Origin of the sequence: Streptomyces lydicamycinicus, assembly GCF_000829715.2 — a bacterium.
Lineage (GTDB): Bacteria > Actinomycetota > Actinomycetes > Streptomycetales > Streptomycetaceae > Streptomyces > Streptomyces lydicamycinicus.
In genome coordinates, this window is the sequence record NZ_BBNO01000006.1 from 421,292 (window position 1) to 447,224 (window position 25,933).

Genomic DNA, 25,933 nt, shown 5'->3' on the forward strand with positions numbered 1-25,933 from the left:
GCCCGGGAGGAGAGCCGGGGGTCAGCGGCCGGAGCTCGCCGGGGCGGGCTCGCTGCTGCCGCGGCCGGCGCCCTCGCCCGGGGCGGGCTCGCCGTCCGCCTCCGCCCGCTCCGTGGAGTCCGCCGCCCGGCGCGGCAGCCGCAGCGCGATCCCGGCGCCGACCAGCAGCAGCACGGCGCTGGCGACGAGGGTGACATGCAGCCCGCGGACGAAGGAGTCCCGGGCGGCCTCCCGCAGGGCGGCGCGGGCGGCTCCGCCCAGGCCGGCGGCGACCTTGTAGGCCTCGCCGAGGGAGTGCGCCGCCGACGCGGAGGCCCGCGCGGGGACGCCGTCGACGTGGTTCAGGCCCGGGGCGTAGGCGGCGTTCATGACGCTGCCGAGCAGGGCGACACCGATACCGGCGCCGAGCTGGTAGGAGGTCTCCCCGATCGCGGCGGCGCCGCCGGACTGCTCGGCGGGCGCCTCGCTGAGCATCGACTCGTAGGCACCGAACAGCGTGGACTGGAAACCGAAGCCGAGCAGCACAAAGCCCAGGGACAGCAGCCAGGGGCGGTCCTGACTGCTCATCGCGGTCAGACAGAGCACCGCGACGGCGGTCAGCACGAAGCCGAGGGAGACCATCGCGCGCGGCCCCAGGGCCTGGAGCATCTTCGAGCCGGTGAGGCCGGCGGCCATCGCGGCGAAGACCAGCGGCAGCATCCGCAGCCCGGTCTCCAGCGGGCTCAGCCCGAGGACCAGCTGGAGGTACTGCACGGCGATCAGCTGAAGGCCCACCAGGGCGAGCATGGCCAGCACGATGCAGCCGACGGAGGTGCCGAACGCGGGCCGGGCGAACAGCCGCATGTCGATCAGCGGGGCCTTGAGGCGGTGCTGGCGGCGGACGAAGAGGATCAGCAGCAGGACACCGAGGACGATGGGCAGCAGCGTGGTCGGGCCGACCACGGCCGCACCACTGCCGATCCGCTTCACACCGAGGACGATCCCCAGCACACCGAGCGCCGCGACGATCGCACCGATCACGTCCCAGGGGCCGTTGCGCTCACCGCGCGACTCCGGCAGCAGCCACCGTCCTATCAGCAGCATCGCGGCCATCATCGGGATGTTGATGAGGAAGACCGAGCCCCACCAGAAGTTCTCGACGAGGAAGCCGCCGAGGACCGGGCCGACCGCGGCACCGACCGCGGCCACCGCGCTCCACACGCCGATGGCGACCGCGCGCTCGCGCCGGTCGGGGAAGACCTGCCGCAGGATCGACAGCGTGGCCGGCATGATCATGGCGCCGCCAATGCCGAGCAGGGCGCGGGCGACCATCAGGATCTGCGGATTGGGCGCGAGTGCGGCGGCGGCCGAGGCCAGGCCGAAGAGGCCGTAGCCGAGGAGGAGGACGCGGCGGCGCCCGACGCGGTCGCCGAGGGTGCCGAAGAGGATCAGCAGGGAGGCCGCGATCAGCGGATAGACGTCGACGATCCAGAGGAGCTCCACGGGCCCCGGCCGCAGGTCCTCGGTGACCGAGGGCACGGCGACGTACAGGATCGTGGTGTCCAGCGCGACGAAGAGCAGGCTGACGCAGAGCACGATCAGCACGGTCCAGCGGTTCGCACCACCACGTGAAAGCCGGGGAACACCAGCCGTCCGTCCACTGCCGGACGCGGTCGTCCCGGACATGCAGCACCTCCAGTCATGCTCTCGCGGCCACGGAACAGGGCGCGAAAACGCCCCGGGGCGAACCGGCGGCACGGGCGAGTTGAGACGCTCAGACTACGCGAGTCCCGTGGCGTGCCGCGTGGCTCACCTCACGATGAGACGCTCATCGCAGCGCCATGCGTTCCCCCACCCGCCGTCGGCAGTCGTTCTTCGGCCACCTGGATAATCGTCCCGATGAACGATCTTGCCTCCGCCGCCGTTCCCGGCCGGACCCCGTACGACGGATCCGTCGTACGGGCCGCGCTGCGCCGGGCCGCGCCCGCGCTGCTGGCGTACGCGGCGATCCGGCTGCTGGGCATCGTGACCCTCGCCCTCTGGTCGACGGCCGACGGCAAGAACTGGCACACCCTGCTGGCCGCCCGCTGGGACGCGCTCTGGTACACCCGGGTCGCCGAGCAGGGCTACGGCTACACCGTCGCGCTGCCCAACGGCGAGGTGCACTCCAACCTGGCCTTCTTCCCGCTGCTCCCCTGGCTGGAGCGCGGACTGTCGGCGCTCACGACGCTGTCGCCCGCCGACGCGGGACTGCTGGTGGCCTGGCTGACGTCGCTGGGTGCGGCCTGGGCGCTGTACGCGACCGGGGAGCGGCTGCACGGGCCGCGGGCCGGGGTCGCGCTCGCGGCGCTGTGGGCCGCGCTGCCCGTCGGGATCGTGCAGTCGATGGCGTACTCGGAGGCGCTGTTCACCGCGCTCGCGGCCTGGAGTCTGTACGCCGTGCTGGCCGGGCGCTGGCTGTGGGCGGGGGTGCCGGCCTCGCTGGCCGGGCTGACCCGGCCGGTGGGCGCGGCGGTGGTGGCGGCCGTGTGGCTCACCGCGGCGGTGACGCTGTGGCGGGAGCGGGCCGGCGGGGCAGGGCTGTGCGCGGGGCTGCGCCGGCACCCGGGGATGCTGTCCGGTGTGCTGCTCGCACCGCTCGGCTGGTGCGGCTTCTTCCTGTGGGTCGGGGCGCGGCAGGGCTCGTTCACCGGCTATCTGGACGTCCAGGAAGGCTGGGGCAACGGCTTCGACGGGGGGATCGCGTTCGGCTCCTTCGTCTGGCACCAGTTGTCGGGGCCCACGTTCGCGGCCGGACTCGCACTGGTCGTCGGCGTCGGGCTGGTGATCTGGCTCCACGTGCACGGGGTGCGGCAGGGGCAGCCGCTGCCGCTGGCCGTCTACGGCGGGGCGGTGCTGCTGCTCGCGCTGACCGCCAAGGGGTACTTCGGGTCCAAGCCCCGGCTGATGCTGCCGGCCTATCCGCTGCTGCTGCCCCTGGCGGTGGCGCTGACGCGCGGGCGTCCGGTGTGGACCTGGCTGGTCGTCGGGGCGGCGGCGGTGGGCTCCGCGGTCTACGGGGCGTTCTGGCTGAACGGCTCGGGCCCGCCCTGACCTCGCGGTCGGCACTCCACGTGACCGATCGAGCCCGCTGCGTGAGCACCGTCGCGAGGAAACGTCACGCTACCCGTGAGCGAATAGCCGATAAACCCCGGAGGGGAAAAGAAGATAAGGCGCTCAGGGTGACGACACGCGCATGCGGGGGGCCGATTGAGAATCGCTGGGAATTCGCTTCCAAATCCCTGCGGCGAAGCCTCGATTGAGACACATTCCACATCACATCGTCATTACAAAGCGCACAGTTTGACCAAGCACCTACATCACACGCGGTAACGTCGATTGAGTGCGTACCGATGACAAGCTCGACCAGATGGAGGAGCGCCCCACCGATCGCGTCCGACCGCCCAGCATGACCCCGACCCGTATGTGGCTGTTCTGGGGCACCCTGGCGGTCTATTTCGCGATCGTGGCCGGGGTGCTGGCCACTTCATGGCTGGTCACGTTCGACTGGCAGGTCATGTTCTTCCGGCCCTACAAGCAGTGGCCGGAGATCCATGCCTTCCTCGACTACTTCGTGGTGCTGGGGCAGCGCGGACCGACCGCGGTGGCGGTGGCCGCCTGGCTGGGCTGGCGCTGCTGGCGGCAGCGCAACCTCCACCCGCTGCTGGTGCTCGGCGCCTCACTGCTGCTACTGAACATCACCGTGGGCGCCGCCAAGCTCGGCATGGGCCGGCTCGGCCCGCATTACGCGACCGTGGTCGGCGCCAACGAGATGTGGCTCGACGGCGACATATTCCCCTCGGGTCACACCGCGAACGCCGTGGTCACCTGGGGTGTGCTGGCCTACCTGGCGACCACCTCGCTGCGCCGCCGCACGCTGTCGGTGATCGCCGCGCTGGGCGCGCTGGGCGTCGGCATGACCACCGTCTACCTCGGGACGCACTGGGTCAGCGATGTGCTGCTCGGCTGGGCCGCGGGGCTGCTGGTGCTGCTGGCGATGCCCTGGCTGGAGCCCGCGATCACCTGGTTCGAGGACCGTCTGATGGGCATCCTGCTGCGGCTGTGGCTGCGACTGCGCCCCGATTCGCTGCGCGGCCCGCTGCCGGCCGGCGCGCCGGCGCCGGGAGTCTCCCGGCAGCGCCTCGCCTCCGACGGCGAGGTCCTCGTACGCGAGACGATCTCCGCCGGGACGGGCGGCCGCTCGGCCACCGGGCACACCCCGGACGGCTGGCCACACCACCCCTCGCGCCCGTATTCCATCCGCTCGGAGCGCACGCCTGCCACTCCGGCGGGCAGCCGGCGGCCGCCGCACGCGGACCGCGTCCCGCGCACCACGCCGCTGAGCCCGACGTCCGGGCGCGGCCGCAACGGGAGCGGCTGACCGCCCCACGAGCCGCGGGGCCGGTACGCACACACCCTCACCCCGCACCGAAGGCCCCGGCCGCTCTGAGAGCGGCCGGGGCCTTCGTCGTCGACAGTGGCGGTCAGCCCTGCCAGCTGCGGTGCACCTCACCGTCCTTGACCTCGAAGTTGAGCCGGCCGGCCAGGTACTCCATGGTGATGATCGCGCCCGGCGGCAGCGAGCGGACGGTGGTCCAGCCACGCGCTCTCGCCTGCTCCTCGGCGTCCTGCTGCGCGAGACCGACATACGCCTCGATGTCGTCCTGGGGGTTGTCGGGGAGGTTCGGTACGTCCATGACAGCCACCGTAGGCGCCCGCGACGGCCCGTGGAAGGCCCGCCCTCGCATGCCCCGGTGACTTCCCTGTCCGGCATTGGTCACACTTGTGTCACAGCGAACGTGCGCGCGTTTGCCGGAACTTCCGTCACCCGTACGCGCCGCGTGACGGCGCAACCGGGTGGAAAATTAATCGGCCGGAATTCCGCCTTGATCGAAGACGGAACGGACGCAGTCGGTCCGGTCAACGCGACGCGCCGTCCGAAAACAATCCCCTGTCAGTTCCGGATTCGCATTACCCGACGCCCTTTATCGGCCGACCGGAAATTGGCCAACGAGACACACTCCACACACATTTTCCGCACATCGCCCATCACCCCGCTTACCGGGCCCCGCGCCTCCCGGCCCCGGCGTCCACCGCCCCGCCGGATGCCACCGGAACGGACCGGAGCGCCCTCTCGCCCTGCGTCCCCCGCGCGAGCATCATGTCCCGGGCCCCAGTCCACCTTCGACGAACGAGGTGCAGCGGATGGTTACGGAGACCGACCGGGCGCACATCCCGCCCCCCGGGGCGCGGCACCCCGGCTCGGTGCTGGTGGACTGGCTGACCACCACCGACCACAAGAAGATCGGGCACCTCTACCTGATCACCGCGTTCGGGTTCTTCCTGGTGGGCGGTCTGCTGGCGCTGGTGATGCGCGCCGAGCTGGCCCGTCCCGGGCTCCAGATCATCAACGCCGAGCAGTTCAACCAGGCGGTGACGATGCACGGCACGATCATGCTGCTGCTGTTCGCCACCCCCGCGTTCGCCGGTTTCGCGAACGAGATCATGCCGCTTCAGATCGGCTCGCCCGATGTGGCCTTCCCGCGGCTGAACATGCTCTCGTACTGGCTCTTCCTCTTCGGCGGGCTGATCGTGCTGGGCAGCTTCCTCACGCCGTTCGGCGGTCCGGCCTTCGGGTGGACGGCCTACGCCCCGCTCAACTCGATGGTCCGCTCCCCCGGCATCGGCGCCGATATGTGGATCATGGGGCTGGCGCTCGCCGGATTCGGCACGATTCTCGGTGCCGTCAACTTCATCACCACGGTCATCGTGCTGCGGGCGCCCGGCATGACGATGTTCCGGATGCCGGTGTTCACCTGGAACGTGCTCTTCACGTCGATCCTGGTGCTGATGGCCTTCCCCGTGCTGGCGGCCGCGCTGCTGGTGCTGGAGGCGGACCGGCAGTTCGGGGCGGTGGTCTTCGACGCGCAGTGGGGCGGGGCGCTGCTGTGGCAGCACCTGTTCTGGTTCTTCGGCCATCCCGAGGTCTACATCATCGCGCTGCCGTTCTTCGGCATCATCACGGAGATCATCCCGGTCTTCTCCCGCAAGCCGATCTTCGGCTACGTCATGCTGATCGGCGCGACGATGGCCATCACGGCGCTGTCGGTGATGGTCTGGGCGCACCACATGTTCGTGACCGGGGCGGTGCTGCTGCCGTTCTTCTCCATCATGTCGTTCCTGATCGCGGCGCCGACCGGGGTGAAGTTCTTCAACTGGATCGGCACGATGTGGCACGGCTCGGTGTCGTTCGAGACGCCGATGCTCTGGTCGATCGGGTTCCTGGTGAGCTTTCTGTTCGGCGGGCTGACCGGCGTCATCCTGGCCTCACCGCCGCTGGACTTCCACGTCACCGACTCGTACTTCGTGGTCGGCCACTTCCACTACGTCGTCTTCGGGACGGTCGTCTTCGCCACCTACGCGGGCTTCTACTTCTGGTGGCCGAAATTCACCGGCAAGATGCTCGACGAGCGCCTGGGAAAGATCCATTTCTGGACGCTGTTCGTCGGCTTTCACACCACCTTCCTCGTCCAGCACTGGCTGGGCGTGGAGGGCATGCCCCGGCGGTACGCCGACTATCTGGCCGCCGACGGCTTCACGGCCCTGAACACCTTCTCCACCGTCGGCTCCTTCCTGCTCGGGCTCTCCACGCTGCCCTTCCTCTACAACGTCTGGAAGACCACCCACTACGGCGCCAGGGTCACCGTGGACGACCCGTGGGGCTTCGGCCGGTCCCTGGAGTGGGCGACCTCCTCTCCGCCGCCCCGGCACAACTTCACGACCCTGCCGAGGATCCGCTCCGAGTCCCCCGCGTTCGATCTGCACCACCCGGAGGTGGGGAAACAGCCGGTGGTGGTATCAGCGCCCGATCCAGCCGGTCCCTGACCTCCCGTACCTTGCCGAGCAGCTCCGGCGGCTCACGGACCTCGAAGTCGAAGCCCGTCAGCACGATGTGCAGCACCATCAGGTCGAGGCTGTGCGCCCCGGTGCGCAGCAGACAGTGCTGCTCGTCGACCGCTTCGAGCACCCCGGCCGCCGGGCTGATGCGCGCCGCGGCCTGCTCCAGCGAGGCATGCAGCAGCACGGTGGCCCGGGTCGCGTAGGCCCGGGTGGAGATGCCCCGGGAGACATAGGCGGCCAGGTCCTCGGCCGGTGGCGTACGGGGGTCAAAGCGCGGCCCGTGCGGCGGGGTGGGGGTGATGCGGTCGGCGCGGTAGGTGCGCCAGTCGTCACGGTCCACGTCCCAGGCGACGAGGTACCAGTGGCGCCGGGCGCAGACCAGGCGGAGCGGTTCCACGGTACGGCGGGAGACCGTGCCGTCATGGGTGGTGTAGTCGAAGCGGAGCCGCCGGCTGTCCCGGCAGGCGTGCGCGAGCTCGGTGAGGGTGTGCGGGTCCACCCGGGGGCCGCCCGTGTCGAGGATCGGCACGGTGAAGGCGGTCAGCGCCCCGACCCGGCGCCGCAGCCGGTGCGGCAGCACCTGCTCCAGCTTCGCCAGCGCCCGTACGGAGGCCTCCTCGATGCCGTCGACACCACCGGCCGCTGCGGTGCGCAGCCCGACCGCGACCGCCACCGCCTCGTCGTCGTCCAGCAGCAGCGGCGGGAGTTCGGCGCCCGCGCCGAGCCGGTAGCCGCCGGCCGTCCCCGGCGCGGAGTGGACGGGGTAGCCCAGCTCGCGCAGCCGGTCGATGTCCCGGCGCACCGTGCGCGGGGTGACATCGAGCCGGTCGGCGAGCTCCGCGCCGGACCACTCACGGTGGGCCTGTAGCAGGGAGAGCAGGCGGAGCAGACGTGCCGAGGTCTCCAACATGGCCCGAGTTTCGCAGCCTTTGCGGACAGCTGCGGTCCTCGATACCGGACCGGGACCGCAGCCGCTGCTCCGTCAGCTCCCGTCCGGCCCGGCGACCCGTAGGGCCAGGTCGTTGTCGAGCGTGTAATACGGGCCGATCCTGAGCTCTCCGGCGGCGGCCGGTACCGGCAGCGCGGGGTAGCTGAACACCTGCTTCTTGTCGGCGACATCGTCCAGGAGGCGGGCGATCCGCACCGGCCGGGCGCCGTCGGCGAGGCGCAGCCACAGGTCCCACGGCTCGCTGCCCTGCTCCCACCGGCCGGCCAGCTCCGCATAGGGCAGCGTGAAGGTGAAGTCCGCGCCCTCGACGGTCAGCGGGACGGTGACGGCGGCCGGTGCCGTCTCCGGGGACTTCGGATTGCGGCGCGCACGGGCCTCCACACGGGCGCCGGCGGCCGGGACGGCACCGTAGAGCCGGCCGGAGACCGTCATACCGTCGGGCGCGACAAGGATGTCACCGGCCTCCGCGTGCGGGCCGCGCAGCCAGCTGCGCAGGGCGAGGTTGCCGAACTTCGTCGCGTACGGGATGCGCACACCGAGCCGGCCGATGCCCGCCAGCGGCCGGCGGTCCACCAGCGACCGCAGATCGTTGACGCCGGGCAGCAGGCGCCGGGGGATCTGGCCGTCGCCGAGGTCGGCGTAGGCGTTCCAGCGGCCCTCGGCGAGCGCGACGGTGCTGGGCAGGACGGCGCGCAGCCGTCCGGCGCCGTTCGGCCCGAGCGGCAGCCGTACCTCGTCGTCCGCGCCGTCGCCGCCGCGCAGCCGCAGGACCAGCGCCGCGCTCCAGGTGATGTGGGTGTCCTGAGGGGCGTTCAGGTCGAAGGTGAGGCCGCCCGCGGAGTCCGCGATGCAGTCGGCCCGCAGCTCCACCGGAGCCGCTTCGCCGCCCCGCTCGCCCGGCCGCCCGGGGCCCTCGGGCCCGGTGCTCGCCGGAACCATGGGTTCCTGATCGATGGCGGAGGACTCCTTCGTCTCGTGTCCGGTCACGGTCAACTGGCTCGACGCCGTCATACCGTCCGCACCCCTCTCATGGCGGCGCGGGCCGCGTCCTTGGTGGCGTAAGCGCCGCTGAGCAGGGCTCCGCGGGCGCGATGCAGGCTGCTGTGCCATCGGCTGTCGCGCCTGCGGGCGAGCAGCTCCCCGAAGAGCGCCTCGTAGCGCCCGGCGACCGTGGCGGGGTCGAAGCGCGCCGACGAGGCCAGCGCGGCCACACCCATCCGCTTGCGGGCGGCGTCGTCGTTGATCAGCGTCAGCAGCGCGCCGGCCATCGCCTCCGGATTGCCCACCGGCACCAGCTTGCCGTCCACCCCGTCGTCGATGATCTCGCCCGGCCCGTGCGGGCAGTTGGTGGCAACGACCGGCAGACCGCAGCGCATGGCCTCGACGATGGTCATCCCGAAGGACTCCAGGCTGGAGGAGACCGCGGCGATCGAGCCCTTGGCCCACTCCGGCTCCAGAGGGTTGGCCGGGCCCATCAGGAAGACGTGGTTGTACAGGCCGAGTTCGTCGATCAGGGCGCGCAGCGTGGCCTTCTCGGCGCCGCCGCCGTAGATCCGCAGCCGCCAGTCGGGACGCTCGGCGGCGACCTGGGCGAAGGCGCGTATGAGCACGTCATAGCGCTTGACGCGGGCGAGCCGGCCGGCTGCGACGACCCACTTGCCGCTGCCGTCGGCAGGCGCGAGAGCGGGCGCCGGCACGCTGTTGGGCACCGCCTCGATGCGCACGCCGGGCAGCCGCAGCGCCCGGCGGTAGGCGCCGGCATCGGCCTCGGTGACGGTGGTGACCGCGTCCAGGCGCGGATAGGCGCCGCGCAGCGCCAGCTTGAGCGCCCGGTTGTGGGTGTCCAGGGTGAGGTGCTCCTGGCCTATCCGCACCGGGCCGCGGCGCGCCTGCTTGGCGATGTGCACATTGAGGCCGGGCCGGGTGCCGACCAGCACGTCCGCCTCCGTCCGGCGCAGATGCTCGGCGATCCGGCGGTCGGTGAGCTCGCTGTACTGGCCGTAGCGCCCCTCGGCGGCGGGGAAGACCTTGGCGGGACGGGCATGCTCGGGATCCGCTCCGTCGTGGCCGGGACTGCTCTCCCGGAGGTCCACGAGATGCCGCAGTGCGACCCGGGGACCCAGGTCGAAGACCGGGTCGTCGCGGTGGCGCAGCACGGACACGATCTCGACGTCATGCCGTTCGGCGAGCGTCCGGGCCAGATTGAACGTCGTGCGGATCGTCCCCCCGATACCGTAGGCATTGTGAATCAGGAATGAGATGTGCATCCGTCCCCGTGTCCCCTGGTCTTCCAGTCCTGCCTGGTCTCCCCCGGGGCCACTTCGCACTCCCCTCCTGATGGTGCGAGGCGGCCCCCTGCTCTAGGGAAGGACCGCGAAACGGGGGTCCTGGTTGGGCCTTTCGCCAACTTGTTCCACAAGAGTTAGTTCATCGGTAGCCGCCTCCTGGAACCCTTGGGCCGCAAATCCCCTCCGCCCCACAGGAGCTGGAGGCGTCCGCCGAGCGCCGCGCACCCCGGCCCGGCGCCCTCGCCCGCTCCCGCTCCCGCACCAACGGCGCACCCGGAAAATCGCTGGTAACCGCCTGTCCCTCGCGTCACGCTGGCCCCATGAACGGATCAACTATCGATGACACCGCCTTGTCCGCATTCGTGGAGCAGGGCTTTCTCCATGTGGAGGGCGCGTTCCCGCCCGAGGTCGCGGCGGAGTGCCGGAAGATCATGTGGCGGGACATCCCGGGTGAGCCCGGCGATCCGGCGACATGGAAGGACCCCGTCGTACGGCTCGGCTTCTACGGGCAGGAACCCTTCCGGGCCGCCGTCAACTCGCCCCGGCTGCACGCCGCGTACGACGCCCTCGCCGGACCGGGGCGCTGGGCACCGCGCGGCGACCTCGGCACGTTCCCGGTGCGGTTCCGCAGCGACGACGCACCGGGCGACGACGGCTGGCACATCGACGCGAGCTTCCCGGGCGACGATCCCACCGACTTCCTGTCCTACCGGGTGAACGCCGCGTCCAAGGGCCGCTGGCTGCTGATGCTGTTCCTGATGTCCGACGTGGGGGAGGACGACGCGCCCACCCGCATCCGGGTCGGCTCCCACCTGGACGTCGCCGTGCTCCTCGGACCGGAGGGCGAGGCCGGGCTGTCCTTCATGGACCTCGCAGGGCGCGCCGTGCCCGCCACCGAGCACCGGCCGCTCGCGCTGGCCACCGGCCGCGCCGGTGACGTCTACCTCTGCCACCCGTTCCTCGTGCACGCCGCACAGCCGCACCGCGGCACCGAGCCCCGCTTCATGGCCCAGCCGCCGCTGCTCCCCAGGCCGGGTGCGGACCCCAGGACCGAACGGCCCGACGGGGACTACTCACCGGTGGAGCTCGCCATTCGGCGCGGTCTCGGATACTGACGCCGTCGAGCCGGCCGCTCAGGGCTCCCCTGGGCCCGCCTAGGGCAGCCGCAGCCGGGTGCCGATCGACAGCCGGTTCGGGTTCTGGCCGATGGCCGACCGGTTGGCGTCATAGAGCGCCTGCCAGCCGCCCTTCACCCGGTACTTGCGGGCGATCTCGCCGAGCGTCTCCCCGCGCCGTACGACATGGGTCCGGCTCTTGGCGGTCAGCCCGAAACGCCGGGCGCACTCGGGCCAGGCGCCCCAGCCCTGGGCGGCCTGCACCTTCTTCGCGATCTCGATCTGCTCCTCACGGGAGGCGAGGTCGGCCCGCCGCGCGAAGGCGAGGCCGCCGAACTCCTCCCAGGTGGGCTGGTGGAACTGGAGCCCGCCGTAGAAGGAGTTACCGGTGTTGATGTGCCAGTCACCGCTGCTCTCGCACTCGGCGAGGCAGCCCCATGGCCACTGGTCATCGGCGCAGGCGTGCGAGGACTTGCCGACGCCGTCCGGCCCGTCGGCGGCGGCGCCCCCGGGCAGGCCCAGGACCAGGGCAGCGGCCGCCGCGGTGAGCAGCCCGACGGATCCCACGAGGCGCCGTGGCGCCGAAGAGTTGTCCGACATAGCCGGTGACGGTAAGCAGCCCCCCGGCGCCGGCCAGCGTGCCACGCCCTCGGCGTCCCGGTCCCACCCGGTCCGGCGTACGGAACGCCGCCGACTGCGCCAAGTTCTGCGCAAGAGTTGGCGCTACGTGACCACTTGTGGGGCGGCTTTCCGTGATTTTCCGCTGTGCGGCGATTGGTTCGATTCTGTTCCCGTCCTCGCGTGACTCCTGCCGCAGGTCACCCGTTGTCCTTGTACGAGCCGGGAGACCACCCGGCAGACGCACAGAGATCGAGGAGCCACCCGTGCCGCGCATGCTCGACGTCAGCGACGACGTTCGCGCCGAGATCGGCGACGAAGAAGCCGACCGCCTGCTGGCCGGTGGCGACGCCCCCGGCAGCTATGACTGCACCTCCTGCCGGACCCCCGGAGATAGCGACCAGGAGCGCACCAGCACCGTCCTGTTCGTGGGCGAGGAGACCGCGGTACTCGCGTTCGCCCATGCCACCTGCATTCCCTCGCAGGTCGTCCCGGTCTCGGAGGAGCAGCTCCAGGGAGCCGTGCGCTCCATCACCGGAGAGGACGCCGCCCCGCGCACGCCCGGATCGCAGCCGTCCCCGGCCGTCCCGGTTCCCACCGCGCCCCGCCAGGCGACCCTCGGGATCACCTGCGGTCTGGTGCTCGTCGAAGCCGACCTGCGCCCGGCCCTGGTGGTCGAGCCCGACGGTCCGATCGCCCGTCCCGGCTCGACCGGCCCGGACGACGACTTCCTTCCGCTGCTCCTGGAGCAGGGCTTCCACCCGGTGACGGACATGAACCAGCTCCCCGCCCCGAACCCGGGCTGGTCCGCACTGCTGGCCATGGGCAAACTGCACGCCGTCCTCCAGCCGGGCAACTCCGGCCAGCAGTCCGCCTGGTGGCAGGCCCACCAGCCGCTGGCCGTCTCGGACGGCTGGCGCGCCGCGGCCAACAAGGCGCAGTCCGTGGTGCTGTACGCCGCGCCCGCGGGCACCATCGGACACCAGCCCCGTGAGGACCTGATGCGGCAGGCCCTGGAGGACGCCGCGGCGAAGGGCGCCCTGGTCGCCGCGGAGATCCCGCTGGCCGGCACCTGATATTCCAGCAGTCCCGATCGCGGGGGCAGGACCGCCGATCCGGCCGGTCATGCCCCCGCGATCAGCCATTTCCGCAGGAAAGCCGCATCCCGCGGCCACCGGGGTCGTTGGCACATACGTGCACGCATACGACCCCTCCGTTCCCGCCCAGTACACCCACCCGATCCCCGGCATGCGCCCGTCGCGCGAACACGGCACGACGCACACCGCGGACCACGGCTCGGCCACGCCGATCTATGACGCGCTGTACGCCGAGTGGCGCCGCAGCTTCCGGGCGCTGCCCGGGGACCGTACGGACGAGCCGGAGATCCCGGAGGCGCTGCGCGGGAGCTGGAGCCGTACGCCGGGCTCCGCGGGCCACTGGGAGGTCGTGAGCCGGCAGCCCTACCACCCCCGGGGGCAGGGCCCGGCGGCGCTGCCACCCGCACAGCGGGACTCCCGGCCGCGCGGACACTGAGCCGTCCGCACGGCCGGAGGGCGCCGCTACTTCTTCTTGCTGCGCTTCTCGCGCACCCGCACGGAGATGTGGATCGGCGTCCCGTCGAAGCTGAACTCCTCCCGCAGCCGCCGCTCGACGAAGCGGCGGTAGCCGGCCTCCAGGAAGCCGGAGGCGAAGAGGACGAAGCGCGGCGGCTTGGTGCCCGCCTGGGTGCCGAAGAGGATGCGGGGCTGCTTGCCGCCGCGGATCGGGTGCGGGTGGGAGGCGACGATCTCACCGAGGAAGGCGTTCAGCCGCCCGGTGGGGATCCGGGTCTCCCAGCCGGCCAGCGCGGTCTCGATCGCCGGGACCAGCTTCTCCATGTGGCGGCCGGTGCGCGCGGAGACGTTCACCCGCATCGCCCAGGGGATCTGCACGAGGTCCCGCTCGATCTCCCGCTCCAGGTAGAAGCGGCGCTCCTCGTCGAGGGTGTCCCACTTGTTGTAGGCGATGACCAGGGCGCGTCCGGCCTCCACGGCCATCGTGATGATGCGCTGGTCCTGGACGCTGATGGACTCGGACGCGTCGATCAGGACGACGGCGACCTCGGCCTTCTCGACGGCCGCCGCGGTGCGCAGCGAGGCGTAGTAGTCGGCGCCTTCCTGGAGGTGCACCCGGCGGCGGATACCGGCGGTGTCCACGAACTTCCAGGTCTTGCCGGCCAGTTCGATGATCTCGTCGACCGGGTCACGGGTGGTGCCGGCCTGCTCGTTGACGACCACCCGCTCCTCGCCGGCGACCTTGTTCAGCAGCGACGACTTGCCGACGTTCGGCCGGCCGATCAGCGCGATCCGGCGGGGGCCGCCGAGGGCCGTGCCGAAGGTCTGCGCGGGGGCCTCGGGCAGCGCCTCCAGCGCGGCGTCGAGCATGTCGCCGGTGCCCCGGCCGTGCAGCGCGGAGACCGGGTGCGGCTCACCGAGGCCCAGCGACCACAGCATGGCGGCGTCGGCCTCACCGGACGGGCCGTCGACCTTGTTGGCGACCAGGACGACGGGCTTGCCGGCGCGGCGCAGCAGCTTGACGACGGCCTCGTCGGTGTCGGTCGCGCCGACCTTGGCGTCGACGACGAAGACGACCGCGTCCGCGGCCTCGATGGCGAACTCGGCCTGCATCGCCACGGAGGCGTCGATGCCGAGGACGTCCTGCTCCCAGCCGCCGGTGTCGACGACCTTGAAGCGGCGGCCGTTCCAGTCGGCCTCGTAGGTGACCCGGTCGCGGGTGACGCCCGGCTTGTCCTCGACGACCGCTTCCCGGCGGCCGATGATGCGGTTCACCAGGGTCGACTTGCCGACATTGGGGCGGCCGATGACGGCGAGGACGGGCAGCGGACCATGGCCGGCCGCGGCGATGTCACCCTCGACCTCCTCGAGATCGAAGCCCTCCTCCGCGGCGAGCTCCATGAACTCCGCGTACTCGGCGTCGCCAAGCGCACCGTGCTCGTCGCCGGTAGGGGTCTGGTCGTTCATGAAGTCCGTTCCTCGTTCATCATCGGTGGGCCGCTCGTCCGCGGCCCACTACTCAAGTGTGGTTCAGCGCCCGGTCAGGCGCCTGGCCTCTGCCAGGTGGGCGGTCAGCCGCTCCTGGATCCGTACGGTCGCCTCGTCGAGCGCCTTACGGGTGCGCCGCCCGCTTCCGTCGCCCGCCTCGAAGGCGTCCCCGAAAACGACATCGACCCGGGAGCGCAGCGCCGGTACGGCCGACGACAGCCGGCTGTGCCGGTCCTTGCCGCCGAGCACCGCCACCGGCACGACCGGGGCCCCGGAGCGCACCGCGAAGTACGCCAGGCCCGCCCGCAGGGAGGCGAAGTCGCCCTCGCCGCGGGTGCCTTCGGGGAAGATCCCCAGCACGCCGCCGTCCGCCAGCACCCCGAGGGCGTCGGTGATCGCCTTGCGGTCGGTGGTGTCGCGGTCCACCTTCAGCTGCCCGATGCCCCGCAGGAACGGGTCCAGCGGGCCGACGAAGGCTTCCTTCTTGATCAGGAAGTGCACCGGCCGCGGCGCGGTGCCCATCAGCATCGGGCCGTCGATACCGTGCGAGTGGTTGACGGCCAGGATCACCGGGCCGGCGGACGGCACCCGCCAGGCACCCAGCACCCGCGGCCGCCACAGCCCGTACATCAGGCCGATGCCGATCCGGCGGCCGACCGCGGCACCCGCCGCGCTCGGCGCCCTGCCGCTTTCGGTCACCGGGCGGCCCGCCCTGCCTTTTCGGCGCCGGCGCCCTCGATGAGAGTGACCACACACTCGATGACCTGCTCCAGGGTCAGGTCGGTGGTGTCCACCTCGACGGCGTCGTCCGCCTTGGCCAGCGGGGAGGTCTTGCGGGCGGAGTCGGCGGCGTCGCGCTTGATCAGCGCCTCGCGGGTGGCGGCCAGGTCACCGGCCTCCTTGCCCTTGAGCTCGCCGCTGCGGCGGGCCGCCCGCGCCTCGGGGGAGGCGGTGAGGAAGACCTTGAGGTCGGCGTCGGGCAGGACGGTGATGCCGATGTCCCGGCCCTCGACCACGATGCCGTTCGGCGCCTCGGCGGCGATGCTGCGCTGGAGGTCGGTGATCAGGGTCCGGACCTCGGGGACAGCGCTGACGGCGCTGACCGCGGCGGTGACCTCCTGGGTGCGGATCGGGCCCGCGGCGTCCAGGCCGTCGACGGTGATGGTCGGGGCGGCCGGGTCGGTGCCGGAGACGATCACGGGCTTGGCGGCGGCGTCGGCCACCGCGGTCGCGTCATTGACGTCGATGCCGTTGCTCAGCATCCACCAGGTGATCGCGCGGTACTGGGCGCCGGTGTCGAGGTAGCCGAGGCCCAGCTTGGCAGCGACGGCCTTGGACGTGCTGGACTTGCCCGTGCCTGCGGGGCCGTCGATGGCGACAATCACTGCTGCCGGGGCGGTCCGAGCGGCGGTTTCCACGGTGACGAACACCTTTCTTGTACACGGGGCGGGGGTCCAAGGGCCATAAGGGCCTCGGACAAGGTTACTGGCTCACCCGTACGGTGCCGTCCACGGTGTCACTGCCGGATCGACCAGCCCCGCTCCCGCAGCTCCGCGGTGAGCACCGGCACCGCCTGCGGCTCGACCATGAGCTGGATGAAGCCCGCCTGCTGGCCGGTGGCGTGCTCGATGCGGACATCCTCGATATTGACCCCCGCCCGGCCGGCGTCGGCGAAGATACGGGCCAGCTCACCGGGCTGGTCACCGATGTAGACGGCGACGATCTCGTAGGTTGCCGGGGCGGCACCGTGCTTGCCCGGCACCCGCTCCCGCCCGGCGTTGCCCCGGCGGAGCACGTCCTCGATGCCGCCGGCGCCGCTGCCGCGCTTGTCCTCGTCGGCGGACTCCAGAGCGCGCAGGGAACGCACCGTCTCGTCGAGATCGGCGGCGATCTCGGACAGCACATCGGCGACCGGGCCCGGGTTCGCGGACAGGATGTCGATCCACATCGCCGGATCGGAGGCCGCGATCCGTGTCACATCCCGGATGCCCTGGCCGCAGAGGCGTACGGCGGTCTCGTCCGCGCCCTTGAGACGGGCGGCGACGAGGCTGGAGAGCAGCTGCGGGGTGTGCGAGACGAGGGCGACCGCGCGGTCGTGCGCATCCGCGTCCATCACCACCGGGACGGCCCGGCACAGCGCGACCAGCTCCAGCGCGAGATTGAGCACCTCGGTGTCGCCGTCGCGGGTCGGGGTCAGCACCCAGGGGCGGCCCTCGAAGAGGTCGGCGGTGGCGGCCAGCGGGCCGGAGCGCTCCTTGCCGGCCATCGGGTGCGTGCCGAGGTAGCCGGTCAGATCGCGGCCCATCGCCTCCAGCTCACGGCGCGGGCCGCCCTTGACGCTGGCGACATCGATGTAGGCCCGGGCCACCCCGCGCCGCATCGCGTCCGCCAGCGCCGTGGCGACATGGGCCGGCGGCACGGCCACGATGGCCAGATCGACCGGTCCCGGCGGCGCCTCGGCGGTGCCCGCACCGAGCGCGGCGGCCGTCAGGGCCTGGGCCTGGTCGTGGTCCTCCAGGAACACCTGGACACCCCGCGCGTTGAGCGCGAGCGCGGCCGAGGTGCCGATCAGGCCCGTACCGATGACGAGTGCGGTCCTCACTGCGCGATGTCCTTCCGCAGCGCCCCGGCCGCACCGAGGTAGACATGGGCGATCCCGGCCCTGGACAGATCGGTCTCGACATGGGCGAGCACCCGCACCACGCGCTCCATGGCGCCGGTGATGTCCAGCTCCTGGGCGCAGATCAGCGGGACGTCCGTGATGCCCAGGGCCCGCGCGGCGGCGGCCGGGAAGTCGCTGTGCAGATCGGGGGTGGCGGTGAACCACACGCTGATCAGGTCGTCCGCGCGCAGCTCGTTGCGCTCCAGAATGGCGGTGAGCAGCGCGCCGACCTGCTCCTGCATGTGCTCCGCGTCGTCCCGCTCCAGCTGGACGGCCCCGCGGACCGCTCGTACCGCCACGTCACTGCTCCCCTGCGTTATGTGCCGCGTCACGCACCTGTGCGCGCACTGATCAGCGTAACCAGCCGCACGGACAATCCGTACGGCGGCGGCAGGACCGGCGGCGCGGGACGGCGGTCCGCGCGCCCCGCGACCGCCCGTGCACCGACGGTGGCCGAGCCCCCGGGCGGCCGGTAAACGGTCCGCCGAAACCTGGTGACATCGCCCCCGCCCGCCAGCGACAATCGCCGCCATGCCCGAAGCCGCCGCAGATCACTCCCTGGTCACCGAGCACACCGTCTACGCCTGTGTGATGGGCTCGCGCGCTTTCGGTCTGGCCACGGAGACCAGCGACACCGACCGCCGCGGGGTGTTTCTCGCCCCCACCCCGCTCTTCTGGGGCTTCGAGAAGCCGCCGACCCATGTGGAGGGACCGCGCGAGGAGGAGTTCTCCTGGGAGCTGGAGCGGTTCTGCCAGCTGGCGCTGCGTGCCAACCCCACCGTCCTGGAATGCCTGCACTCCCCCCTCGTGGAGCGGATCGACGCCACCGGCCGGGAACTGCTCACGCTGCGCGAGGCGTTCCTGTCCCGGCAGGTCCACCAGACCTTCGCCGGCTACGCAGGCAGCCAGCTGAAACAGCTGCGCGCCGACGTACGGCAGCACGGCGCGCCCCGCTGGAAGCACGCCATGCATCTGCTGCGAATACTGGCCTGCTCCCGCGATCTGCTCCGCACGGGCAGGCTCACCCTCGACGTCGGCCCGGACCGGGAGAACCTGCTGGCGGTCCGCCGCGGCGAGGTGCCCTGGAACACGGTGGAGCGCCGGATGGCCCGCCTCTCCGAAGAGGCCGAAGCCGCGGTCTCCGGCTCCCCCCTGCCGCCCACCCCGGACCGGGCCCGGGTGGCCGACTTCTTGTACCGAGCGCGGCGCTCAGCGCTTGGCTGACCTCCCACGTTTTTGACTGTCCCGCCGTGGTTGTTGGTCGCCGTTGCGCCTGCGGCGGGCGGGGTGGTTTGTGGGTGCGGTGACGGACCTCCGGGGCCGGTGTGTGGGACTGCTTCGCTTTACGTCCCACACACCGGCCCCTCCGGCCCGTCCCCTCCCGTTGGGGGAGTGAGTGACGGTGGGTGGGGGCTGGCCACCCATGCTCGTGCCCGTGACCATGCCTGTGCCCGCGCCCATTGCTGTGATCGACAAGCCGCACCGGACCACTACGGGTCCACCCACCAAGGTTTCCCCACCCCTCAACGGGAGGGGACGGGCCGGAGCGGGTGGGGGTGTCCGGACGTAAAGCGAAGCAGTCCGGACACCCCCACCCGCGCAGACCCGTCACCGCACCCAACAGCCCCGCGCAGCGGCACCGCCCGCCGCAGGCGCAACGGCGAGAAAGCCAAAAGCGTCGGCCGAGGCAAAGCGCAGCGGAACGGCGGGAAAGCCAAAAACGTGGGCTACAGCTCAACCTCGCGCATCAGCATGCCGACCTCCGTGTTCGTCATCCGGCGGAGCCAGCCCGACTTCTGGTCGCCGAGGGCGATGGGGCCGAAGCTCGTGCGGACGAGCTTGTCGACCGGGAAGCCGGCCTCGGAGAGCATCCGGCGCACGATGTGCTTGCGGCCTTCGTGGAGGGTGACCTCGACGAGGTAGTTCTTGCCGGTGTTCTCCACGACCCGGAAGTGGTCCGCGCGGGCGTAGCCGTCCTCCAGCTGGATGCCGTCCTTGAGCTGCTTGCCCAGGTCGCGCGGGAGCGGGCCCTGGATCGCGGCCAGGTAGGTCTTCTTGACGCCGTAGCGCGGGTGCGTCAGGCGGTGGGCCAGCTCACCGTGGTTGGTGAGCAGGATGATGCCCTCGGTCTCGGTGTCGAGGCGGCCGACGTGGAAGAGCCGGGTCTCGCGGTTGGTGACGTAGTCGCCGAGGCACTGGCGGCCGTCGGGGTCCTCCATCGTGGAGACGACGCCGGCCGGCTTGTTCAGCGCGAAGAAGAGGTACGACTGGGTGGCGACCGTCAGGCCGTCGACCTTGATCTCGTCCTTCTCCGGGTCGACCCGGACGCCCTGCTCCATGACGATCTGGCCGTTGACCTCGACCCGCGCCTGGTCGATCAGCTCCTCGCAGGCCCGGCGCGAGCCCATTCCGGCCCTGGCCAGCACCTTCTGGAGCCGCTCGCCGTCCTGGTCGCCGAACGTCTTGGGGGTCTTGATCTGCGGCTTGTTGTGGCGGGCGCGGTTGCGCTCCTCTACCTGGGCGTCGTACTCACGGGGCCGCGCGGGCGCCTGTCCACGGCCGCGCTGCGGGCCGCCCTTGGGACCGCCCTTGGCACCGGGACCGGACTTGGCACCGGTACGGGGGCCGCCCTTGGCGCCGCCACGGGCCGCCGCGCCCCGGCTGCCCGTGCTCTTGGCACCGCCGCTCTTGGGACCGCCGCTCTTGGCCCCGCCGCGCTCGTCCTTGCCGCCCGGGCCACCGGTTCCGCCCACGTCGTAGCGGCGCTCCTCGGGACGGGGACGGCCGGCCCGCTGCTGCTTGTCGTCCCTCTTTCCCCCAGCCTTCGGCTGGGAGGGGCCCCCACCCGCGCCGCGGTAGTTGCCCCGCCCGCTGTCGTTGTTCCTGCCGCTGCTTCGCATCAATGATCCGTCTGAGAGTCGCCGCTGTCGTCTACGTCGAACGACGGGATACCTTCCGGGGAATCGCCCTCGACCGCGTCCGCCTCCGGGAGGAACGGTGCGAGCTCAGGGAGCTCGTCGAGGCCGCGCAGGCCCATCCGCTCCAGAAAGTAATTCGTCGTCCTGTACAGGATCGCACCTGTTTCAGGTTCCGTCCCCGCCTCCTCCACCAGGCCGCGCTGGAGGAGCGTGCGCATCACACCGTCACAGTTCACGCCGCGTACGGCCGAGACACGGGAACGGCTGACCGGCTGACGGTACGCGACCACGGCCAGAGTCTCCAAAGCCGCCTGCGTGAGGCGGGCCTGCTGCCCGTCCAGGACGAAGCTCTCCACCGCGTCCGCGTACGCGGCACGGGAGTAGAAGCGCCAGCCTCCGGCCACCAGGCGCAGATCGAAACCGCGCCCCTGGCGGGTGTAGTCGTCGGAGAGTTCGCGCAGCGCCAGCGCGACCGCACGGCGGGGCCGCTGCAACACCCTGGCCAGGTGTTCCTCGGTCGCGGGCTCGTCGACGACCATGAGGACGGCCTCCAGCGCGGGCTTCAGCTCCAGCTCGGCGACGACCGGCGCCCCGGCCGGCGCCCCGGGCCGCTCTCCCGGGGTGCCGCCCGTACCGGTATCCGTGATGTCGTACGCCTCGCCACCGGCCGCGCCGCTCATGCCCGCTCCTCTCCTGCTCGCTCTGCCCGCGCCGCCACGGCGGCGCGCTGTGCCGGTTCCTGGTCGAACTCGTCGGTGACCACCGGCTCGGCCCCCTCCGCGCCCGTCCAGCGGACCGTCAGCGCCCCCAGGGCCTCGTCCTGGTCCAGGACGACCACCCGCTCCCGGTAGAGCTCCAGCAGGGCCAGGAAGCGCGCCACGACGGTGAGGGTGTCCGGTGCGTCCGCGCACAGCTCCTGGAAGCTGCTCTCGCCCGCCTCCCGCAGCCGCGCCATCACCACCTCGGCCTGCTCCCGCACGCTCACCAGCGGCGCATGGATGTGATCGACATAGACCTGCGGCCGCGCCTTGGGCTGCATCGCCTTCACCGCGAGCTTGGCGAAGCCCTCCGCCCCGGTGCTGATGACGACCTCGGGCAGCAGCTCGGCCAGCTGCGGCTCCAGGCCGACCGTACGCGGATGGCACCGGGCCTCGTCCGCCAGCCGGCCGCTGAAGATGTCCGCGATCCGTTTGTAGGCGCGGTACTGGAGCAACCGGGCGAAGAGCAGATCACGGGCTTCCAGGAGCGCGAGGTCCGCCTCGTCCTCCACTTCGGCCGCGGGCAGCAGCCGGGCCGCCTTCAGATCCAGCAGCGTCGCCGCCACGACCAGGAACTCCGTGGTCTGGTCCAGGTCCCAGTCCGGCCCCATGGCACGGATGTGCGCCATGAACTCGTCGGTCACCTTCGACAGCGCGACCTCGGTGACGTCCAGCTTGTGCTTCGAGATCAACTGGAGGAGGAGATCAAAGGGGCCCTCGAAGTTGTCGAGGTGGAGGGTGAAGCGACCGTCGGTACCTTCGGAGTGCTCGGGGTTCTCGGCGCTCTCGCTGCCATCGGCGCTCTCGGTACCCTCGCCGCTCTCGGGCGCGGTCTCGGTGGGAGCGGTACCGGGGGCCGTCGCGGGGTCCTCCCCGGCGACGGCCGCCACCGCCGCAGCGGAAGCCTCCGGCATCTCGGTCGGCGCGGACTCGTCCGGCACCTCGGCCGCCGCGGGCCCCTCCGGCCCCTCGGAGCCCCCCGCTTGCCCCGGCACCTCCTGCGCCGAAGGCGACGCGGGCGCCTGGGGCCCGTCCGGCGCCACCGCCTCCCCCGGCGCCACCAGCCCCGCACCCGCCCCGCGGCCGAGGGGTCTGCGGGCGCGGGGCGCGGGGGATTCGTCGTTGGTCGTCGGCATCGCGGTCCATGGTGCTGCGGTCCCGTGCCGGGGGCGACGGGCTGGTCACGGGCGGGAGACCCCGCCGAGGAGGCAGGCTATCCCGGCCCACCCGGCGTGACGTTTCCGCACCGCGGCGGCCGGCGCAGGAATTCTCGGCCGTCCTCCGCGGGCGGCCACGACGGCGGCCCCGACGGTGCCGACCGGCCGGGCACGGGCCGACGGGAGGCGGGCGTCAGCGGCCCCGCAGCCGCCGCACCAGGATGCTGGCGTCGCCACGGGACTCCAGGTCGGCGAGGACGACGGCGACCGCCTCGCGGACGATCCGGCCGCGGTCGACGGCGAGGCCGTGTTCGCCGCGCAGCACCAGCCGCGCATGTTCGAGGTCCATGAGCTCCTCGGCGGAGACATAGACGGTGATCTTCTCGTCGTGCCGTTCCCGGCCGCTGGGGCGGCGGTTGGCGCCGCGGGAGCCTCCGCGGCGGCGGCCCTGGCCACCGGCCTGCCCGGTGGCGGCGGCCGGCTCGGAACCGGCCTGGCCGCCCTTGGCCGCCTTGGCCCGGTGCCCCTTGGCGGTCTCGCCGTCCGTCTCGCGGCCACTGTGCTCGGCCGGGGCGCCGACGGCGGGCACCCGGGGCGGAGTGGCCGGTCCGCCGTCACCGGCCGTCGCCGCCGGGGTGTCCGAGCCGCCGGTCCCGGGCCGACGCTGCCGTACCGCGGTGGCCGCCTCCGGCCCGTCCGCCGCCGGATCGGGCTCGCCGGCCGGTGCGGGTACCCGGGGGGCCTCGCCGCCGGCCGGGGAGCCGTTCGCCGATCGGCGGGGGCTGGAGGGCTGTAGCCCCACTCCCCCGGTGGTACGGAACAGTTCGTCGGCTCCCGGCAGACTCACTCGGCGTGACACCGGGCGAGCACCTCCCTGGCGAGCTGACGATAGGCGGCGGCACCAACGGAGTTGGAGGCGTACGTGGTGATCGGCTCACCGGCGACGGTGGTCTCCGGGAAGCGCACCGTGCGGCCGATGACGGTGTGGTAGACGTGGTCGTCGAAGGCCTCGACGACCCGCGCCAGGACCTCACGGCTGTGCACGGTGCGGGAGTCGTACATCGTCGCCAGGATGCCGTCCAGCTCCAGCTCGGGGTTGAGCCGCTCCTGAACTTTCTCGATCGTCTCGGTGAGCAGCGCGACACCGCGCAGCGCGAAGAACTCGCACTCCAGCGGCACGATGACCTTGTGAGCCGCCGTCAGGGCATTGACGGTGAGCAGGCCGAGGGAGGGCTGACAGTCGATGACGATGTAGTCGTAGTCGGCCAGCAGAGGCTTCAGGGCACGCTGCAGCGTCGACTCGCGCGCGACCTCACTGACCAACTGCACCTCTGCCGCAGACAAATCGATATTGCTGGGCAGCAGGTCCATGTTGGGGACCGCGGTCTTCAGCAGCACCTCGTCGGCCGACATACCCCGCTCCATGAGCAGGTTGTAGACCGTCAGGTCGAGCTCCATCGGATTGACGCCGAGTCCGACGGACAGGGCGCCCTGCGGGTCGAAGTCGACGAGCAGCACCCGTCGTCCGTATTCGGCGAGCGCGGCGCCCAGGTTGATGGTCGAGGTGGTCTTGCCGACCCCGCCCTTCTGGTTGCACATCGCGATGATTTTGGCGGGGCCGTGGTCCGACAGCGGTCCCGGGATGGGGAAGTAAGGGAGCGGGCGTCCGGTCGGGCCGACGCGTTCGCGGCGCTGGCGCGCGGCGTCCGGCGCGAGCGTCGCGGCGTATTCGGGGTCCGGCTCGTACTCCGCGTCCGGATCGTAGAAGTGCCCCTCGGGCAGGTCGTCGTAGTCGGCGAGACGGGCGGGTTCTCCACTGCCCCGGTCGCCGGCCATGGCGTTCACGTGATGGCCGTCCATGCTCTGGTGGGCTGTCGTGGAAATACTCTGATGGGCTGCGAAGGTATGGATCGCAACGGAGCCGACAGCCTCGCGCCCCGAGGGACCCTGGTCCCGTGCAACCACTCCTGGTTGACCGCCTCCGGGAGTAAATGTCGACTCATTCACAAGTCGTCTTACCTCCTTGGACGTGACCAGGAAACTTTATCGATAGGTCAGCGTGGCACCATGCCGACGGTTGGCGACTCTATGGCGTGTCGGGCGTCCGCAGCAACACAATCCACCGGACCCGGCACGATGTGTCGGTAACCGGACCCCCCGATGTCAAGGGCGCAAGCAGTATCGGACCGATGTTTCAGGGGTACGCGAATCGGTTAAAGGGTTACGTTCGCGGCGAGTTGAGTGCCGGCGGCCCGGAGGGCGGCGCGCCGAGGGTCGCACACGCGACCGGCCGGGCCTTGTCGACAAGGCCCGGCCGGTGGTGCGGCGTTGACGTCCGCGGTTGACGCCTCAGCCGAGGAGGGTGCGCAGTTCGACGTGCTCCAGGCCGTGCGCCTCGGCGACGGGGCCGTAGACGACCTTGCCGTCGTGCGTGTTCAGACCCTTGGCCAGCGCCGGGTCACGGCGCAGCGCCTCGACCCAGCCGCGGTTCGCCAGCTCCACGATGTAGGGCAGCGTGGCGTTGGTGAGCGCGTGGGTGGAGGTGTTGGGCACCGCGCCGGGCATGTTGGCGACGCAGTAGAAGACCGAGTTGTGGACCGGGAAGGTCGGCTCGGCGTGCGTGGTGGGACGGGAGTCCTCGAAGCAGCCGCCCTGGTCGATCGCGATGTCGACAAGAACACTTCCGGGCTTCATCTTGGCGACGAGCTCGTTGGTGACCAGCTTCGGCGCCTTGGCGCCGGGGATCAGGACGGCACCGACGACGAGGTCGGCGTCGACGACGGCCTTCTCCAGCTCGTAGGCGTTGGAGACGATCGTCTGCACCTTGGTGCCGAAGATCTTGTCGGCCTCGCGGAGCTTGTTGATGTCCTTGTCGAGCAGGGTGACGTGGAAGCCGAGGCCCACGGCGATCTGGAGCGCGTTCCAGCCGGAGACGCCACCGCCGATGATGACGGCCTTGCCCGCGTGGACACCGGGGACGCCACCGGGCAGCACACCGCGGCCGCCGGCCTGGCGCATCAGGTGGTAGGCGCCGACCTGCGGGGCGATACGGCCCGCGACCTCGGACATCGGGGCGAGCAGCGGCAGCTGGCGGCCGGCCGTCTCGACGGTCTCGTAGGCAATGGCGGTGGTGCCGGACTCCAGCAGGGCGTCCGTGCACTCCTTGGACGCGGCCAGGTGCAGGTAGGTGAAGAGCGTCTGGTCCTTGCGGAGGCGGTGGTACTCCTCCGCAATCGGCTCCTTGACCTTCAGCAGCAGGTCAGCGGTGCCCCAGACCTCATCGGCGGTGTCCAGGATGGAGGCACCGGCGGAGACGTACTCCTCATTCGTGATGGACGAGCCGAGACCGGCGTCCTTCTCGATGAAGACCTGGTGGCCGTGGCGGACGAGCTCGTGGACTCCGGCGGGCGTGATGGCCACACGGAACTCGTTGTTCTTGACCTCGCGGGGGATACCGACCTTCACGTCGATCACGGTCCTTGAAAGAGAGGGTGCAGGAGGAATTATCC

24 protein-coding genes are annotated in these 25,933 nt (G+C 71.6%); 7 read left to right on the top strand and 17 right to left on the bottom strand.

Annotation, left to right across the window (positions count from 1 at the left end):
• Positions 1–21: 21 nt before the first annotated feature.
• The gene (locus TU31_RS22275) at positions 22–1,665 is read right to left on the bottom strand and encodes an MFS transporter (RefSeq protein WP_042157433.1); all 1,644 of its coding nucleotides are present in this window, start codon (positions 1,663–1,665) and stop codon (positions 22–24) included.
• Positions 1,666–1,878: 213 nt separating this feature from the next.
• Between TU31_RS22275 and TU31_RS22280 the strand changes: the two genes are divergently transcribed.
• Complete coding sequence (locus TU31_RS22280; RefSeq protein WP_042157435.1) at positions 1,879–3,072, top strand: putative hexosyltransferase; 1,194 nt, start codon at positions 1,879–1,881, stop codon at positions 3,070–3,072.
• Between the two features lie 289 nt (positions 3,073–3,361).
• A complete protein-coding gene (locus tag TU31_RS22285) occupies positions 3,362–4,399 on the top strand; it encodes a phosphatase PAP2 family protein (RefSeq protein WP_181018641.1) in 1,038 nt (345 codons plus the stop codon).
• A gap of 103 nt (positions 4,400–4,502) precedes the next feature.
• Here TU31_RS22285 and TU31_RS22290 read toward each other — a convergent pair whose 3' ends face one another.
• On the bottom strand, positions 4,503–4,715 hold the full coding sequence (locus tag TU31_RS22290; RefSeq protein ID WP_042157438.1) for an I78 family peptidase inhibitor: 213 nt from the start codon (positions 4,713–4,715) through the stop codon (positions 4,503–4,505).
• A 508-nt stretch (positions 4,716–5,223) separates the two neighbouring features.
• Between TU31_RS22290 and ctaD the strand changes: the two genes are divergently transcribed.
• On the top strand, positions 5,224–6,903 hold the full coding sequence (gene ctaD / locus TU31_RS22295) for an aa3-type cytochrome oxidase subunit I (RefSeq protein WP_042157440.1): 1,680 nt from the start codon (positions 5,224–5,226) through the stop codon (positions 6,901–6,903).
• Here ctaD and TU31_RS22300 read toward each other — a convergent pair.
• The 3 genes from TU31_RS22300 to TU31_RS22310 form a co-directional block, all read right to left on the bottom strand.
• Positions 6,794–7,828, bottom strand: a complete 1,035-nt coding sequence (locus tag TU31_RS22300; RefSeq protein ID WP_042157442.1) for a helix-turn-helix transcriptional regulator — start codon at positions 7,826–7,828, stop codon at positions 6,794–6,796. The genes ctaD and TU31_RS22300 overlap by 110 nt on opposite strands.
• 72 nt (positions 7,829–7,900) lie before the next feature.
• On the bottom strand, positions 7,901–8,878 hold the full coding sequence (locus tag TU31_RS22305; protein WP_042157444.1) for a hypothetical protein: 978 nt from the start codon (positions 8,876–8,878) through the stop codon (positions 7,901–7,903).
• Complete coding sequence (locus TU31_RS22310) at positions 8,875–10,134, bottom strand: glycosyltransferase family 4 protein (protein ID WP_042157446.1); 1,260 nt, start codon at positions 10,132–10,134, stop codon at positions 8,875–8,877. The genes TU31_RS22305 and TU31_RS22310 overlap by 4 nt, the downstream gene beginning before the upstream one ends.
• A 341-nt stretch (positions 10,135–10,475) precedes the next feature.
• Between TU31_RS22310 and TU31_RS22315 the strand changes: the two genes are divergently transcribed.
• The gene (locus TU31_RS22315) at positions 10,476–11,270 is read left to right on the top strand and encodes a phytanoyl-CoA dioxygenase family protein (RefSeq protein WP_042157448.1); all 795 of its coding nucleotides are present in this window, start codon (positions 10,476–10,478) and stop codon (positions 11,268–11,270) included.
• A 39-nt stretch (positions 11,271–11,309) separates the two neighbouring features.
• On the opposite strand, the gene TU31_RS22320 is transcribed toward TU31_RS22315, so the two are convergent.
• A complete protein-coding gene (locus TU31_RS22320; RefSeq protein ID WP_042157450.1) occupies positions 11,310–11,870 on the bottom strand; it encodes a LysM peptidoglycan-binding domain-containing protein in 561 nt (186 codons plus the stop codon).
• A gap of 284 nt (positions 11,871–12,154) precedes the next feature.
• Between TU31_RS22320 and TU31_RS22325 the strand changes: the two genes are divergently transcribed.
• A complete protein-coding gene (locus tag TU31_RS22325; RefSeq protein WP_042157452.1) occupies positions 12,155–12,964 on the top strand; it encodes a DUF8842 C-terminal domain-containing protein in 810 nt (269 codons plus the stop codon).
• A gap of 118 nt (positions 12,965–13,082) precedes the next feature.
• Positions 13,083–13,421, top strand: coding sequence for a hypothetical protein (locus tag TU31_RS22330; RefSeq protein WP_052719006.1), 339 nt, complete (start codon positions 13,083–13,085; stop codon positions 13,419–13,421).
• 26 nt (positions 13,422–13,447) lie between these two features.
• On the opposite strand, the gene der is transcribed toward TU31_RS22330, so the two are convergent.
• The 5 genes from der to aroH all read right to left on the bottom strand — a co-directional run bounded on the left by der (position 13,448) and on the right by aroH (position 17,890).
• Positions 13,448–14,908, bottom strand: a complete 1,461-nt coding sequence (gene der, locus TU31_RS22335; protein WP_042157456.1) for a ribosome biogenesis GTPase Der — start codon at positions 14,906–14,908, stop codon at positions 13,448–13,450.
• Positions 14,909–14,971: 63 nt separating this feature from the next.
• Entirely contained in the window at positions 14,972–15,628 is a 657-nt protein-coding gene (locus TU31_RS22340; RefSeq protein WP_042157458.1) for a lysophospholipid acyltransferase family protein, read from the bottom strand.
• A complete protein-coding gene (cmk, locus tag TU31_RS22345; protein WP_042157460.1) occupies positions 15,625–16,359 on the bottom strand; it encodes a (d)CMP kinase in 735 nt (244 codons plus the stop codon). The genes TU31_RS22340 and cmk overlap by 4 nt, the downstream gene beginning before the upstream one ends.
• Before the next feature lie 86 nt (positions 16,360–16,445).
• Positions 16,446–17,531 (bottom strand): prephenate dehydrogenase, encoded by a 1,086-nt coding sequence (locus TU31_RS22350; RefSeq protein ID WP_042157462.1) that lies wholly within the window; start codon positions 17,529–17,531, stop codon positions 16,446–16,448.
• Complete coding sequence (gene aroH / locus TU31_RS22355) at positions 17,528–17,890, bottom strand: chorismate mutase (protein WP_042157464.1); 363 nt, start codon at positions 17,888–17,890, stop codon at positions 17,528–17,530. The genes TU31_RS22350 and aroH overlap by 4 nt, the downstream gene beginning before the upstream one ends.
• A 232-nt stretch (positions 17,891–18,122) precedes the next feature.
• On the opposite strand from aroH, the gene TU31_RS22360 reads away from it, so the two are divergent.
• On the top strand, positions 18,123–18,815 hold the full coding sequence (locus tag TU31_RS22360; RefSeq protein WP_042157466.1) for a nucleotidyltransferase domain-containing protein: 693 nt from the start codon (positions 18,123–18,125) through the stop codon (positions 18,813–18,815).
• A gap of 503 nt (positions 18,816–19,318) precedes the next feature.
• Here the strand turns inward: TU31_RS22360 and TU31_RS22365 are convergent.
• The 6 genes from TU31_RS22365 to ald all read right to left on the bottom strand — a co-directional run bounded on the left by TU31_RS22365 (position 19,319) and on the right by ald (position 25,889).
• Entirely contained in the window at positions 19,319–20,491 is a 1,173-nt protein-coding gene (locus TU31_RS22365; protein ID WP_042157468.1) for a pseudouridine synthase, read from the bottom strand.
• Positions 20,491–21,189 (bottom strand): SMC-Scp complex subunit ScpB, encoded by a 699-nt coding sequence (gene scpB / locus TU31_RS22370; RefSeq protein ID WP_042157470.1) that lies wholly within the window; start codon positions 21,187–21,189, stop codon positions 20,491–20,493. Before scpB ends, TU31_RS22365 begins: the two co-directional genes overlap by 1 nt.
• Positions 21,186–22,403 (bottom strand): segregation and condensation protein A, encoded by a 1,218-nt coding sequence (locus TU31_RS22375; protein WP_042157473.1) that lies wholly within the window; start codon positions 22,401–22,403, stop codon positions 21,186–21,188. Before TU31_RS22375 ends, scpB begins: the two co-directional genes overlap by 4 nt.
• 214 nt (positions 22,404–22,617) lie before the next feature.
• The gene (locus TU31_RS22380; RefSeq protein WP_245698631.1) at positions 22,618–23,283 is read right to left on the bottom strand and encodes a hypothetical protein; all 666 of its coding nucleotides are present in this window, start codon (positions 23,281–23,283) and stop codon (positions 22,618–22,620) included.
• Positions 23,268–24,284, bottom strand: a complete 1,017-nt coding sequence (locus TU31_RS22385) for a ParA family protein (protein WP_018087947.1) — start codon at positions 24,282–24,284, stop codon at positions 23,268–23,270. Before TU31_RS22385 ends, TU31_RS22380 begins: the two co-directional genes overlap by 16 nt.
• Before the next feature lie 489 nt (positions 24,285–24,773).
• On the bottom strand, positions 24,774–25,889 hold the full coding sequence (gene ald, locus TU31_RS22390) for an alanine dehydrogenase (RefSeq protein ID WP_042157652.1): 1,116 nt from the start codon (positions 25,887–25,889) through the stop codon (positions 24,774–24,776).
• Positions 25,890–25,933 lie beyond the last annotated feature (44 nt).

Excerpts from the sequence above, each read along its gene's own strand:
- TU31_RS22275 (WP_042157433.1), bottom strand. The coding sequence starts at position 1,665 with ATGTCCGGGACGACCGCGTCCGGCAGTGGACGGACGGCTGGTGTTCCC.
- TU31_RS22280 (WP_042157435.1), top strand. The coding sequence starts at position 1,879 with ATGAACGATCTTGCCTCCGCCGCCGTTCCCGGCCGGACCCCGTACGAC.
- TU31_RS22290 (WP_042157438.1), bottom strand. The coding sequence starts at position 4,715 with ATGGACGTACCGAACCTCCCCGACAACCCCCAGGACGACATCGAGGCG.
- ctaD (WP_042157440.1), top strand. The coding sequence starts at position 5,224 with ATGGTTACGGAGACCGACCGGGCGCACATCCCGCCCCCCGGGGCGCGG.
- TU31_RS22300 (WP_042157442.1), bottom strand. The coding sequence starts at position 7,828 with ATGTTGGAGACCTCGGCACGTCTGCTCCGCCTGCTCTCCCTGCTACAG.
- TU31_RS22305 (WP_042157444.1), bottom strand. The coding sequence starts at position 8,878 with ATGACGGCGTCGAGCCAGTTGACCGTGACCGGACACGAGACGAAGGAG.
- TU31_RS22310 (WP_042157446.1), bottom strand. The coding sequence starts at position 10,134 with ATGCACATCTCATTCCTGATTCACAATGCCTACGGTATCGGGGGGACG.
- TU31_RS22315 (WP_042157448.1), top strand. The coding sequence starts at position 10,476 with ATGAACGGATCAACTATCGATGACACCGCCTTGTCCGCATTCGTGGAG.
- TU31_RS22320 (WP_042157450.1), bottom strand. The coding sequence starts at position 11,870 with ATGTCGGACAACTCTTCGGCGCCACGGCGCCTCGTGGGATCCGTCGGG.
- der (WP_042157456.1), bottom strand. The coding sequence starts at position 14,908 with ATGAACGACCAGACCCCTACCGGCGACGAGCACGGTGCGCTTGGCGAC.
- TU31_RS22360 (WP_042157466.1), top strand. The coding sequence starts at position 18,123 with ATGCCCGAAGCCGCCGCAGATCACTCCCTGGTCACCGAGCACACCGTC.
- TU31_RS22365 (WP_042157468.1), bottom strand. The coding sequence starts at position 20,491 with ATGCGAAGCAGCGGCAGGAACAACGACAGCGGGCGGGGCAACTACCGC.
- scpB (WP_042157470.1), bottom strand. The coding sequence starts at position 21,189 with ATGAGCGGCGCGGCCGGTGGCGAGGCGTACGACATCACGGATACCGGT.
- TU31_RS22375 (WP_042157473.1), bottom strand. The coding sequence starts at position 22,403 with ATGCCGACGACCAACGACGAATCCCCCGCGCCCCGCGCCCGCAGACCC.
- TU31_RS22385 (WP_018087947.1), bottom strand. The coding sequence starts at position 24,284 with ATGGACGGCCATCACGTGAACGCCATGGCCGGCGACCGGGGCAGTGGA.